A 13450-nucleotide genomic window follows, 5' to 3' on the forward strand; every position below is an offset into this window, starting at 1 on the left:
TCCCTGAGGTCGAGTTAGAGAGTCAAGAGAGCCTTCTCTTGCCCGCAGCTTCCGTGCATCTTTTGCGGAGCAAAAGTGTGACGGAAGCGTAGCGGGTTGCCATGTCGTCACATTTTCAAAATGTACGACTTTATGTTTGGTCTCAATGGTCACCGTGCTCATTTGTCGCTCTCCAGCATGCCTTCAAGAAGTTGAATGAGCTGTGGTTTGGACTGAAGTTTTTTCAACAACACTAACGAAGAGTGAGGAACAGCAGGTAAAGTCACTGTTGGCTTTATTTGCGATAGGCCGAATATATCCTGAAGGTGTTGCGCAGCCTCTCTTGCGTAGTTGGGTGAGTCTTCACGAATCCATCGACCATAGTGTTTGTCGATCATTGTTGTGCTTTTATGTCCCATTTGAACCGCGAGCCAGTCTTTGCTGATCCCCGCGGTTAAGCACTGGGAAGCAAATGTGTGACGTAGCTGACCAACACCTCTGTGAGCCACACCCGCTTGTTCTAGAAATTTGATGAAGAATCGCTCAGTGAATTCTTTAGCATCAGTAAAAGGTTGATTCGTTTTCGTATTTAAGAAAATGAAACTGACAGAGTCTTTTGTGAATGTTTTATTGTCGCATTCTAGAATGTTGATTGTTTGTGGGCGGCGCTTTCCTGTCAGTTTCAGCTGCTCTTTCAATAGTTTTAAAGCAAGTGGATTTAAATCAACTTCACGTACAGAACCTTTAGTTTTTGGACATTTATAAATGTTCAATACGCAAGCTCTACGTACATAGAGCACTTCGCGTTCCCAGTTTATATCTTGCCAAGACAACGCTATCAGTTCACTGATACGAAGACCTGTCAACAGATTCAGCATTACGGCATTCTCTCCCTGGGTGCAGACATTCTTGCACTCATGCATCCGTGCTAATTCCTTTTTTGTGAAAGGGTTTGGCTCAGGATCCACTGTTTTAAAGTTCTGTACGCCTGTCATCGGATTTCGTGCAATTACGCCATCACGTACCGCTTTCAAAGAAATGCGACGTAAGATTGTCAGATGTTCGTTGATGGTTTTGTTTCGAAAGCGCTCGTGCCAACTTACCAGAAGCATATTAATCTGAGTGTGGCTAACTGCATTGATGGGGAATTCTCCTAATGCCTCGTTTATATTCTTTGCTCTGCTGAGGTCGGAGGCTAATGTCGAGGGAGCAGCACAATATTTTCTCTCTATGAGATATGCGTCGATGTAGTCTTTTACAGTTGGTGACTTTGTAGTTGTAATAGTTTTCATAATATTTTCCGTTTTTTATCGAATGCAAGTCATTCGTCAAAACGGAAGTTACGGCTAAAAATTACATTCGTCAATCATGTAAGACGTTGAAAATTAACAATAAAATATTTACTTTTGACATCATTTGTCTATAAGTAGAAAGAATCGATGTCGAATTTGAGATTATTTATCAAACCTATACGCATTGAGTTTATCGAGATTTTTGACCTAGAAAATTTTTTGAAAAAAATGTTCTGATCGGTCAAAAAACAACCAGTAGATTTGTTGATTGGGGAAGATTGCGGAAAGTAGCAATCTCTGAAATGCTAAGACGATTGGGTTTGGCTTAATGGACTGAAAGACATGCTTGGTGAACTTTCGTCACTTCCCGAAGAGGGAGCCAAAGTTTAGATATCATGGCGTATGGACTAGCTTTCCATTGCCCCAAATGAGTTTCAGATATGGTTCACAAAGTACGGTTCGTGTTTCACGAACTGAATATCTGAAAGGATTGTTGAAACCATAGTTAACGACTTGACATATGATACTTAAAGTAACGATGTCCAAGTCTAGACTGTTGTATGAGTTGTCTAGACTTGGAAAGGATATCTATGCCGTTTAATCTATTAGGTTTATTTGATCATCCAATCGCTTCAAAAGAAACTTGATGTCATTAGATACCCCTTCAAGTTCCAAATTTACGATTTCCTTAAGATGGGTATTGAGCAATTTTAGCTGACCGCACCATAGCGCAAATAGAAACTCTAAAGAGGCTTCTCCTTGTGGGTTATCCCAATTTTGTAGGACAGAGACTATTATATCTGTCATTTGCCGACTGTAAATCTCATCGACGCCATAGTTAAGCTCAATAGGTCTAGCTGCTCGCAGCAAACAAGCTTGAATTACACCGTCGTTAAAGCGATCAAAACAGACTGGACTAATCAATGTTGAATGATATGTCGTAGCCAATCCATTGTCACTTTTACTCCTCAGGTCATGTAAGATAGCTTGGATAGTCCAATATACATCAGCTTGGCTAGATTCTTGTGTATCAAGTCCTAATCCAGCCCAAAAGGCAAAGGTTTCCCTCAATTTTAATGACTCACCGTTAGCTGATGTTAAAAATAAATCATTTGGAGAAACAGCGTCTAATATGTTCGTTCTTTCTGCCAATAAGTTAGGTAAGGGATCATGATGGTCTACATCTGATAACGGATCATCAGTATCACTAAAGGCGGAAAGGTATTCTTTTTCTATGTCCCAAACGGATTTGTGGCTTTCGTTGAATCTAGGCAGGCTGCAACTTCGTAGTACGACTAGTTCAAATCCTCCCAAGCATAGATCTTTTTCAAGCTGCTCGAATGCCGCTTGGCTAGGCAATTTTGAGAACCCTACAAAGTAAGTGATTGTAGCGAGATTTGAAATTCCACGAAGCTTTCTTGCCGTAGCTAATAATTTCCTTCCTGATGTAATTGCACCAGCAACTACAAATATTGAACTACGATCTTTTAGCTCCTCCTCATTTATTTCAGAAAACTTAACCCAGTCAATACTATTATCATTAATTTGATTTTCAATCTCTTTGGCCAATGCCAGAGAACCATCATCATCTAATGAAATAACCGTTTTAACATCTCTAGAAAAGTGTTTATTAAGTTTCTTTTTTATTGATTTTTTGAAACTTTCCGCACTGGAAATAAGCAATTTATTTATATCAATATAAAAATGTTCCTTTTCCCAATATTCATTAGGAGAAGTGTCAAATTTTAGTAAACCTTTAACTGCAAATTCCCTAAAGAAATTTTGACGCTTTAAATCAAAATCTACTTTTTTTATAACTAACAGTTCATGCTTAGGAGTCTCTGGGAGGAACTGTTCGCCTTCAATCCTAATAACTTTTGACCCTTGTTGACAGAACTTACAATGTTCTTGTGGGACCGAGATTATACCTTGATCAACAACATTCGAGATATTAAAAAGCCCTTTTTGTTCACTAGGAATATTTGAATAAAATAAAGTCAAGATATTTTCTTGTGAAAAAGCTGTATCTTTAAGCAAAGTGTTGGTTAAACCACCACTTGTAGTTGCAGATATAATAACCAAACTATCAGGACTTGTTACAAAGCCGTATGGTTGCTCAAATACCGAATATGATTCAAAGCTTTCTATTATTGGTTGTTTATTTTTAAACTGCTTTGATAACTGTATAGCAATACTAACTAAGAAAGAAATTGATGAAGTGTCAACATATATTCTTGAAATGTTTTTGGATAAGTAAGGAAGTAAGCTAATTGCTAAAAAAGCGACTTCCACACCAGATGTAAATAAGTTTGATGCACGAATAAACTTGTCACAATGATCTCCTGATGGCTTTTCAAAGTGATAACTAGGAGAAGAGGTTATAAGACCTTTTCTACTCTTGAATATGTGATTGGCACCCGTCGTTAACATCTCTTTTTTAAACTGAACCTCTTCACTCTTACCTATTTCATGAATACGGCCATCTTCACTAATTGATAGGAAATCTAACTTTTCACTTATATTACCAATAAATGATTCAAATTCAGATACAAACAATGCGTTTTCAATGATTTTAGTTTTGAACTCTTCTGTCAAATCATAGCCAAGAACTACAACATCACTGGGTACTAAGTTCAACATTACATCTTCTTTTATCTCTTTAATCATTGATGATGCATCAATATCAAAGTGACAAAATAATACCAATGTTTGCTTTGATGAATTAGCGTTCTTATTGAACCTAAACGAAAAATAACGACTCATAGTGAATTACCTTCCAATTCCGTTTTGTCAACAAGTGGTATTAAGATAGTGATTGATACGCCTGCAGCGTTTGCTTTCTGAGTTATATTGTTATTGCATTTTTGTCTTGAATCCCAATCCATAAACTCGTAACTGTCATTTTCTTGCTCAATAAATGGTTGATTAACAAAGTCGCGATATAAGGATAACCTATTACTCCTCACTCTCATAAAACCATTTAAGAGGGTAAGATTTGCCATTACTGCTGGTAATCCATTACCTTTAACTAGATTGTTGGAAGAAGTACTTCTAAATTTGAAGCATTTTTTTAATATTTCGTACTCATTTGAAATAGTAAGTTGCTCAAAAGAACCATCTTTAGGGTTATCAGCAAGCCAACGACCGCTATATCCTAAACCAGCATCTATGATGCTAATCTCAATAAATCGATTTGTTGATCTAGAAGTTTTTCCTAACGCTGATAAGTAATCTTGCAATACTTCGTTATTACTAATTGAGTTTGCTACCGCATCGTCAGATAAGTTAATACCATATGTATAAATAACTCTAGTTGCGGGTTTTAACCATATATTTCTATTTTTACCTCGGCTACCATGTTCATGCGTATTGACGAATAATTCATAAAATAAACGTCCTAGCTCGTTAGCATCCTCTTTTCCAAGTAGTTCGCTACCTCCCGCGACAATGGACGATTTCCTTACCATAGAGCTAATTATATTTGTAATCTGCTCTAGGCTTTGCGGTGCAGCATGCTGTGTTGTGGAAGATAGATAAAAATTTCTATCAAATCCTTTACTACTATGATCAACAAAAGAATACCAACAAAGTCGTCCATGGTTTTGACCGTAAGAGTGAGTTGATTGTTGTTCTATTGCTGCTTTAGCTAAACTGTTAACTTTTTTCCTCACGTCCATTTTTTGATCGAAATTTAAAGAGACTTTTTTTGCCATCATTGCAGCAGTAAACTTATGTGGATATTTAACTATATGTTCCAGCTGTTCTTCGACTTCCAAAGAACTAGGTTTAACAATCAGTTCTCGTTTCTCATTATTGCTAGCCCACGTATTTACTGCCTGAATTGCCGCAGCGTATCCTCCAAATGCGAAACCCTTTGAAGAGATCGGTAGTTCTAACTCGGGATTACTTTGTCCTTCACATATTTTGGATATGACATCCTCTATTTTTTCTATATTAAGTGAAGCAGGCAGTGTGATCATACTTAATTTCCTTTATCTTCATGAGTCTGACTAATTGAAAATCAGCATTAACAACTCATCATGCTAACCATGCATTGAAACGCATATTATATAGTATTTAGTTGTTTTTTGGATATAGCATTTCTTAAAATAGACATGTTGGAACAACATAAACTACCTCTGCATATCAGATTCATATTGAAGTTAGTTTCAGCTTTACAGTTCCAAAGAAAAGTGCTGGAGGGCTGCGGTATCGGGCGTTAGACTCTTTTGCCTTTACCCAAAATCTCTTTAAAAGCGGCTCGTTACAGCCGCTTTTATCTAGGTTTAGAAACTTTGTTAGTTATAGTTAGTTGACTCAGTAGCTATGATTTTTAGAACTTCCGCTGCAATTCGTACAGCCTTTATGCCAGCAGGTATATCGAGTTTATCGGAATACTGAATCCATACCTCGCCGTCTTTCGCAATACGTATCATGGCAAATGTATCATTGAGATATGCTTTGCTGACGCCTAATTGTTCATGAATGTCTTCCATACTAAAGCTCCTTCCTAGCCTAGATTTATTGCAATGGAGTACGGTGTATTACGGCGGTCTATACTGAGTTGCATTTTGTTTTCAGCTAGAAACTGCATAAGAAATATAAGCTTATCTTCCCGCTCTATTTCTTGGGTATCAACCTCGTATCCCAGAGCTTCCTTCACTGAGTAGAAGGACTCAACACTTGAGTAAATTTGATCAATAAACAACGGATAATCGAAGATCGTTTTAGAAGAGTCCCGCAGCAAAGCTGATCTGAGTCTATATACTGCTCTAATCTGTTCAATTGATATCCCACAAGTTAACAGATTGAAGAAGTCATAGTTATTTGTAAAATCAGCATGTTCAATGGATTCTAGAATCGCTTTAAGCTCAAAGTTTGCTAGTTTACGCATACTTCACCTCTACTGATGGAAATTTATTAACTGCTTCATTCAATTGCTGAATTTTCGCTTGTTTTCCGTATCGTCCGAAGGTGATATTGGGATGAGCATGACCTACAATCTCAGCCACTATGTGCTCAGGTGTATTAGCAATCTTTAACTCATCGATAAAAGTGTGTCGGAATGAGTAAGCCGTTGGTCGAGCATTGGGCTTCATCCCCATTGCGGTTTGCAGTTTCCCAAGGTTGGTACGGTATCTAAATGACCAATCTTTGTTTTCTCCGTGCGGCTTATAATCAAAAAGCTGTTTCTGTTTTTGTTCTCGGCGCTCTTGCACATAATCAAGAAAACCCTCTTTTATCAATTGATTATGCAAAGGGATAGTGCGGACAGCATTGGATGTTTTTAGCCGCTGTTCAGTGTCAGAATCGGAAATCGTGATGCATGAGACACCGTCAATTACTTGAATGTCATTAGTCGTTAACTGGCAAACTTCAGAAGGCCTACATCCTTGATAGACTTGTACTTTAGTTGTCCACTGAAACTGGACATCTTTTTTACGAAATTCGGAGCTAGAAAATAGCCTTTTAAGATCTTTCAACTGCCAGCGATCGCGTTGCTGGGATGCTTTTGTTCCACGGCTTTTTGGTGCTTTTATCGCTTTGAAGACATTTTTCTCAATGAGTTCAATTCGTTCACAGTAATCAAAGAACTGCTTATTGGCTGCAATGTATTCTTTTACTGTCTTTGCACTTAATCCTTTTTCAATTAAGCGATCTCTGTAAGTGTTGGCAGCTTTCGCAGATAAGCAGATCTCCTGTTTGGCTAGATAGTTCAAGAAGTTAGTACACCGTTGATTTAATTGAGTTAGAGTCAAAGGTGTTACTTGTTCCAGACGTTTACTACGAATAAAGTTATTTAACTCTGTGGTAAGTTCTTGTGCTCCAATCAAACGACTGTTTACGCTTTCTTCAGGAGCAGGAGCAGGAGCAGGCATTGCTCGGGTCTCTATACTCATTGACGTACATTTTGGCTGTGGGTTGTCTACATGCGGAAGATTAGAGCAGAACTGTTGGCGAATCTCCGCCACCTTTGTAGATAAGCTAATCTTAAAATCTGTATAAGGGATGTTTTCTGCTAAAGCTTGTTCATGTAGCGTGTGAATCGCGCTAGCAAGCTGAGCATTTCGTTTGGTAGCTAATCGACGATATTTAGTGAACAGAGAGAGACGAATCTCTCTCGGATAACCCAGAGAAGTTTGCAGAATAGCGGGAGTGGAAATACGTGTATAAAACACGTTATTGCTCAATTTAATCAAATACATATGTATCACCTACTTGTATTAGGTGACATTTGATCGTCTTAAAACGAGAAAAGCCCTTGATAAATCAAGGGCTTGAATGTGGCGGAGAGATAGGGATTTGAACCCTAGATACGCTATTAACGTATGCCGGTTTTCAAGACCGGTGCTTTCAACCACTCAGCCATCTCTCCGTTGTGGGCGGTATAATAAGGAGCATAGTCCGACTTGTAAAGTGCTGAATTATAATAGAAGTACTGTTTGCTTGTTTTATGATCACTGATGTGATGTTGGACAGTTTGAAAACGGAGTGAAAAAGGGACAAAAAGTACCAATTTATAGAGTTTTTACTTTATATTGGCGCACGTCAATAAAATGGTGTTTTATTGTTATCTTGCTGATATATAAGACATAACATGCTTTTAGGGTACATGTGTTCGCCCGAAAGTATTTGCAAGACTTTGTGAACTAATTCAAAATTAACTGGTATAGCCAGTTGTGCTTAGAATTCTTAAGGGTGTTTATGAAGGTCACAAATCTATTTAAAGACAAAGTTGATGCGATTTCTGCTCATCAATCCGAGTTTATGAATTGGATGTCTCCAACGTTACGCGATTATTGGAGTGACTTTTTGGGGAAAGCTCAAAATAGCTTTCTTTTCTCAAAAGTTCGTGATCACCAGCAGCCAGCCGTCAACGAAGAAGTTGCACCTCAACCTGCACCGATCGTAATGGCACCTGAGGCTCAAAAGCTTTATGACGAGTTAAGTGAAAAAATTGGCGAAGTTATTCACACTGGTGATTGGGTTCATGTGTCTCAAGAACGTATTAACCAATTTGGTGCGGTAACGGAAGACATGCAATGGATTCATACTGATCCAGAGCGTGCTTCAACTGAATCTCCATTTAAGACAACTATCGCTCATGGCTTTTTAACATTAGCATTGCTGCCTAAACTGACGGATTCAGTCGATCCAGACAAGCCAATGTTCCCAACAGCTAAAATGGTAGTTAACTTGGGTTTAAACCAAGTCCGTTTCCCTTACCCTGTCAAAGCAGGCAATAATGTTCGTGCAGTCAGCACGTTAACAAAAGTAACGCCAATCAAAAAAGGTTTGGAGATTGAGCGCGAAATTAAAGTGGAAATTGAAGGTATTCGTCGACCTGGTGCGGTTGTGGTCTCTGTAATTCAACTGCATTTCTAATTCCGAAACCGGATAGAACACGACATAGTAAAAGAGAGCATCAGGGTGCTCTCTTTTTCATTTTTACTGATTAAAGTTTTTTACTGGCGTATAACCGTAATCTGCAATCGCTTTTTGTCCCTGCTCTGAACGAAGGAAAGCGATAAAACCTTTACCTGCATCGCTAATCTTATCTACTTTGTATAGCACTAGGAATGGTCGCGCCAACTTGTACTTATGATTGCTAATGTTTGTCGAGGTTGGGTCAATACCATCTAACTGAATCGCCTTGATCGAGCGATCTACTGACCCTACAGAGATAAAACCAATGGCGCGAGTGTTATGGTTAACAATGGTTTTTACCATGCTGTTGCTGTTTACAACCAAGTTGTTTAGGCTGATATCCGAGACAAGGCGATCATTAACGATTTTGGTCAGTCCCAGCAAGCTTTCGAAGCTGTAACGTGAACCTGAAGACGCTTCTCTAGTAACCACCGCGATAGGCTGATCTGCGCCCCCGACCTCTTTCCAATTCTTAATCTTACCTTTGTAAATATCAAACAGCTGTTGCTGAGAAAGGTTTTCTACAGAGTTGGTACGGTTTACAACAACAGCGAGGCCATCATAAGCGATAGGGTATACATTGAGATCTTCACCTTTTTCGCTTTCAGTCAGATAGCGAGAGCTCATGCCTATTTCGGCTACTCCTTTATTGACCATGGTGATACCAGCACTCGAACCAATGCCCTGAACAGCAACGTAATCGTCTGGGTGTGTTTTGTTGTATTCCTCAGCAAGTACATCCATCACACGAGCAACCGAAGTTGAACCCGAGATGTTGATTTCTTTTGCAATGGTAGGGAGGGAGACTGCTATGGCCAACAACGTCGCCACAGTAAAACGTAACATATTAAACTCCATATACGGGATAAAGCAGAGTTTATGATATTGCGTTCAGGTTACACTTTTGTGAACTGTTAGCGCTAAACAGGGGAATTATTTCTAGTCAAGAGGTGATGGAGCTAGCGTTTCCAAGTGGACTGAGATGATAATCTGGGCAAATGATAATATAGCTATCTTATACTTGAGTTAGGTAGATAACTACCATCGGTGATGATGTAAAGGTTATATACTAGGATCGACAGCTCTAACTATCATCCATCGGGAGAACGTTGATGTCAGTGTCCCAAATGGCGACAAGTCGTTTATACAAATCAGTTCAATCGCTCTGCTCTGCGCGTAATGCTAACTTGCCTGTCGAACAGGGCAAGTGCCTCTATGAGCTAGTAGAAAATGGCGTTGAGCTTCATCGGGCGCATTTTCTCCTCGACTCCCAGCATAGCGAGTATACTTCTCCCGTCGCGAAGATCATGTTTGATGAGGACAACCAACTTTGGTATTTCTATGTTCCCACATATCACAACGAGCTGTTAAGGTGGGTGCCTTATAAGCCACTTCCATTTAGCCGAATGCTTGAGGACTTACTCAACGAATTGGAGCGTGATCCTCAAGCGTGTTTTTGGGAATAGGGTGAGCCCAACGGATGCGAATGCCGACATGATTTATACTTTAGGCTTAACGACTTGGTTTCTAAAGTCTTTGGGGGTCATGTTGTAAACGGATTTAAATGCTGTACTGAAATGCGCTGCACTTTTAAAACCAGACTCAAACGCTATTTCTGTTATTGATTTTTCTGACTTGCGCAGTTGGGTTGCTGCGAAGTTTATCCGTTTCACCTTTAATATCTGAGAAAACGAAAGATCATCTGCGGCGAGGCGACGTTTTAAGGTCGCGATGGACATGCTCATATGAGCCGCTAAGCCTTCTAGCGTGATGTCTTTTTCAATATTACCCTCAATGTACTTAATGGCTTTTTGAGAGTCGCTCAGGCTACTTGCATCATCTATGATAGATAGGATGTTTGGCTCTACCTCAACCATCAACGACAGCAATGCCATTGCGATATGGCTTTGTGTGTAGTCTGGAGCGTTGCGACTCGCTAACTTAACCAACATGTCCTTCAATTGTGCTACTTCGCTACTGGATTGCGTTGAAAAAGGATAGAAGCGCCTTTCTTCCGTTTTGGAACGTAGCATCGGGTGCGCTTTCTTAAAGTCACAGAATATATTTGGGTTGAAGACTAAAGCCAATGCTTTAAAGCCTCCGTCACTAGAGACGGCTTCTGCACTGCTCAGATCTGCGGAGTTATAGAGTGTGAAATCTCCGGCTTTAAGTTCAAATTGCTCACCATTAGGTTGATGAACTAATAGGGCACCTTCTTCAACAATATATAACCCATTATGTGTTGCAGTGTAACGCTCACTTTTGCGCGCAGTGAAGTGATTAAAGCGAATGATCTCAATGTTCGGCATACTCGTTCTTATCGTTTTACATAACAAATAAAAAAGGCGCTCAATAGAGCGCCTTTTAACTTCATTCGGTATTATTCACTTACAGTCTGTTCTGTTTGTGCTGCTGGTTGTTCAGCGAATACCTGGGTTGGCTTTGCAACTAAACTGCGGTTTTCTTGGTTTACGTCCGTAAGGACAATTTCCAATGTATCCCCAAGTTTGTATACGACCTCTTTATCGATAGAGATGGTACCGTTGTCGCCATTGCACTCAATTCTTTCTTTATTATCAAGAATTAGTGCACCAGGAATAAAGGCTGCTGCGCCATTTTCGAGAAGTCGGACACGTGCGCCTGCACGATTAATATCGAAAATCTCACCTGTGAAACAAGTTTTCTTGCTCGGCTCATCAGCAAGCGTGCGTGCATATAGCCAATCTGAGACATTTCGCTCAGCGATTTTATGATGTTTACGATGTAGAGCTAGCTCTTCGCCTACTTGGTCATCTGGTTTTTGTACGGGTTCTTTACCAAGGATGACGGCCTTCAACATACGGTGGTTGATCATATCACCGTATTTACGAATTGGTGATGTCCAAGTTGCATAGATGTCTAAACCCATTGCGTAATGAGGCAGAGGCTGATTACCCACTTCACTGTATGCTTGGAACTTACGAATACGGTTATCTAGGTAAGACGTTTCTTGAGCAGCCAACCAGCGGCGCAATGCAGCAAAGCCTTCTAGTGTAGCAATAGACTCCGCTGTGAACTCCAACTGGCCTTCTGGATTGACAAGTTGAACCACTTCTTCAATCTTCTCGTTCTTGATACCAGCATGCGTATTGAAAACACCTGTTTCAAATTTATCGCGTAATGTACGACCTGCACAGATGTTTGCGGTAATCATGGATTCTTCAACAAGGCGGTTTGCACTGCGGCGCATGTCAGCGTGGATAGCGATTACATCGTTATCTTCACTGAGCTCAAAACGGTAGTCAGGACGATCAGGGAAGACCACTGCGTTTTTCTCACGCCATTCAGCGCGAGCAAGAGAGAACTCATAAAGATCACGAACGATGGTCGCGATCTCTTCAGATGGCTGCCATGCTTCAGAGCTGCCGTTTTCTAACCAATCAGACACGTGATCGTATGCTAGGCGTGCATGTGATTTGATGTTTGCCGCGAAGAATTTAATATCGTCGCCAATCACACCATCTTTACTTACCGTTACGGTACAGCAAATAGCAGGGCGGGTTTCACCTTCAATCAGAGAACATAGGTTGTCCGCTAAATCACGAGGTAACATCGGGATGTTGCGGCCTGGAAGATAAATAGTATAGCCACGCTCACGCGCTACTTTATCCATTTCATCTTCAGGTGTGATGTAGGCGGTTGGGTCCGCAATAGCGATGGTGAGTTCGAAATCGCCAGATACGGTTTTCTTCGCGTACAGCGCATCGTCCATATCTTTAGTCGATTCACCGTCGATAGTGACGAATGGAACATGAGTCATGTCTACGCGTTCTAGCTCCGCGTCGTCTTTCAGTTCCCAGTTATCGATGCCTGCTGGCTCAGAGTTTGGTAGATCGTTTTGAGCAAGCGTTACCCACCAAGGCGCAATTTTATCATTCGCGTCAGTGATTTTTTCAGAAATTTCTACGAAGAAAGAATTATCGCCTTTTAGAGGGTGGCGAATAAGATGTGCGACAACCCAATCACCTTCGGCGAACTCGTCAGGTTTTAGACCTTTCTTTAGTTTCGCTTTAAGAGATAGCTTTTTAAGCTGTGGGTGATCAGGTGCTACGTTGAGCTTGCCTTTGAACATTTTTACTCGACCAATAAAGCGAGTCACGGCTTGTTCCAGCAGCTCTTGTGGCTCTGCAACTTCGCGTTCATTTTCGGTGCGGATAATGGCGATGACTTTGTCACCGTGCATGCACTTTTTCATGTACGCAGGCGGGATGAAGAAGCTCGTCTTACTGTCCACTTCCAAAAAGCCAAAGCCTTTATCTGTGGCTTTTATTGAGCCTTCTTTTTTAGGCAGGTTTTCTTGGATTTGCTGCTTAAGCTGAGCGAGTAGTGGGTTATCTTGAAACATCTTTTCTTAAATTACCTATGGAGTTGGGCACACTATAATCATTGCGAGCTATTATTACTACCTGTGGAGCGTAATTTCGCCGTGAATTTTGCCAATTTAACCACGAGAAATTGGCTTAAATATTGATGAAATTCTCATCTGTGAGTTACGCGAATCTACGGGGAATGGTAGGGTTGGTGGAAAAATATGCTAAAAATACCATTGTTGAGAATAAATTGTGATGTAATTCAATTTTTTCTGGATTTTTTTATGCTTTTAAGGAATAATCCGCCTCCCTTAGTCGTCCCTAATGGCTTATCGCGGTTGTGTACTGTGCTGTGTTCCCGTCTGAATGGAATCAGTATCTGGATGGATCAGTATCGAATTG

General features: G+C 40.2%; 11 protein-coding genes and 1 tRNA gene. 2 read left to right on the plus strand and 10 right to left on the minus strand.

Going from position 1 to position 13450, the window contains the following annotated elements; genetic code table 11:
- Window positions 1-158: 158 nt before the first annotated feature.
- The 7 genes from R7P72_RS14860 to R7P72_RS14890 all read right to left on the minus strand — a co-directional run bounded on the left by R7P72_RS14860 (window position 159) and on the right by R7P72_RS14890 (window position 7647).
- Window positions 159-1271 carry a site-specific integrase gene (locus tag R7P72_RS14860; protein WP_318110696.1) on the minus strand — a complete coding sequence of 371 codons (1113 nt, stop codon included), beginning with the start codon at window positions 1269-1271 and terminating at the stop codon, window positions 159-161.
- A 597-nt stretch (window positions 1272-1868) separates the two neighbouring features.
- Window positions 1869-4034: a hypothetical protein gene (locus tag R7P72_RS14865; RefSeq protein WP_285437710.1), complete on the minus strand. Its 2166-nt coding sequence runs from the start codon at window positions 4032-4034 to the stop codon at window positions 1869-1871.
- Complete coding sequence (locus tag R7P72_RS14870) at window positions 4031-5251, minus strand: hypothetical protein (protein WP_069489847.1); 1221 nt, start codon at window positions 5249-5251, stop codon at window positions 4031-4033. The genes R7P72_RS14865 and R7P72_RS14870 overlap by 4 nt, the downstream gene beginning before the upstream one ends.
- A gap of 318 nt (window positions 5252-5569) precedes the next feature.
- The gene (locus tag R7P72_RS14875) at window positions 5570-5767 is read right to left on the minus strand and encodes a hypothetical protein (RefSeq protein WP_269665036.1); all 198 of its coding nucleotides are present in this window, start codon (window positions 5765-5767) and stop codon (window positions 5570-5572) included.
- Window positions 5768-5781: 14 nt separating this feature from the next.
- Entirely contained in the window at window positions 5782-6165 is a 384-nt protein-coding gene (locus R7P72_RS14880) for a hypothetical protein (protein ID WP_025500925.1), read from the minus strand.
- A complete protein-coding gene (locus R7P72_RS14885; protein ID WP_318110704.1) occupies window positions 6158-7477 on the minus strand; it encodes a tyrosine-type recombinase/integrase in 1320 nt (439 codons plus the stop codon). The genes R7P72_RS14880 and R7P72_RS14885 overlap by 8 nt, the downstream gene beginning before the upstream one ends.
- Before the next feature lie 79 nt (window positions 7478-7556).
- A tRNA-Ser gene (locus R7P72_RS14890) sits at window positions 7557-7647 on the minus strand.
- 329 nt (window positions 7648-7976) lie between these two features.
- Here R7P72_RS14890 and R7P72_RS14895 point away from each other — a divergent pair.
- The gene (locus R7P72_RS14895; RefSeq protein ID WP_005375670.1) at window positions 7977-8657 is read left to right on the plus strand and encodes a MaoC family dehydratase; all 681 of its coding nucleotides are present in this window, start codon (window positions 7977-7979) and stop codon (window positions 8655-8657) included.
- Between the two features lie 63 nt (window positions 8658-8720).
- On the opposite strand, the gene R7P72_RS14900 is transcribed toward R7P72_RS14895, so the two are convergent.
- On the minus strand, window positions 8721-9545 hold the full coding sequence (locus tag R7P72_RS14900; RefSeq protein ID WP_005375668.1) for a phosphate ABC transporter substrate-binding protein: 825 nt from the start codon (window positions 9543-9545) through the stop codon (window positions 8721-8723).
- 266 nt (window positions 9546-9811) lie between these two features.
- On the opposite strand from R7P72_RS14900, the gene R7P72_RS14905 reads away from it, so the two are divergent.
- Window positions 9812-10165, plus strand: a complete 354-nt coding sequence (locus R7P72_RS14905) for a DUF3024 domain-containing protein (RefSeq protein ID WP_017635751.1) — start codon at window positions 9812-9814, stop codon at window positions 10163-10165.
- Window positions 10166-10198: 33 nt separating this feature from the next.
- Here the strand turns inward: R7P72_RS14905 and R7P72_RS14910 are convergent, their stop codons facing one another.
- Window positions 10199-11008, minus strand: coding sequence for a helix-turn-helix transcriptional regulator (locus R7P72_RS14910; RefSeq protein WP_053307810.1), 810 nt, complete (start codon window positions 11006-11008; stop codon window positions 10199-10201).
- 71 nt (window positions 11009-11079) lie between these two features.
- A complete protein-coding gene (rnb, locus tag R7P72_RS14915) occupies window positions 11080-13083 on the minus strand; it encodes an exoribonuclease II (protein ID WP_053350659.1) in 2004 nt (667 codons plus the stop codon).
- Window positions 13084-13450: the final 367 nt, after the last annotated feature.

This window comes from Vibrio sp. Vb0888, from assembly GCF_033338835.1.
In the GTDB taxonomy this organism is placed as follows: Bacteria; Pseudomonadota; Gammaproteobacteria; order Enterobacterales; family Vibrionaceae; genus Vibrio; species Vibrio alginolyticus.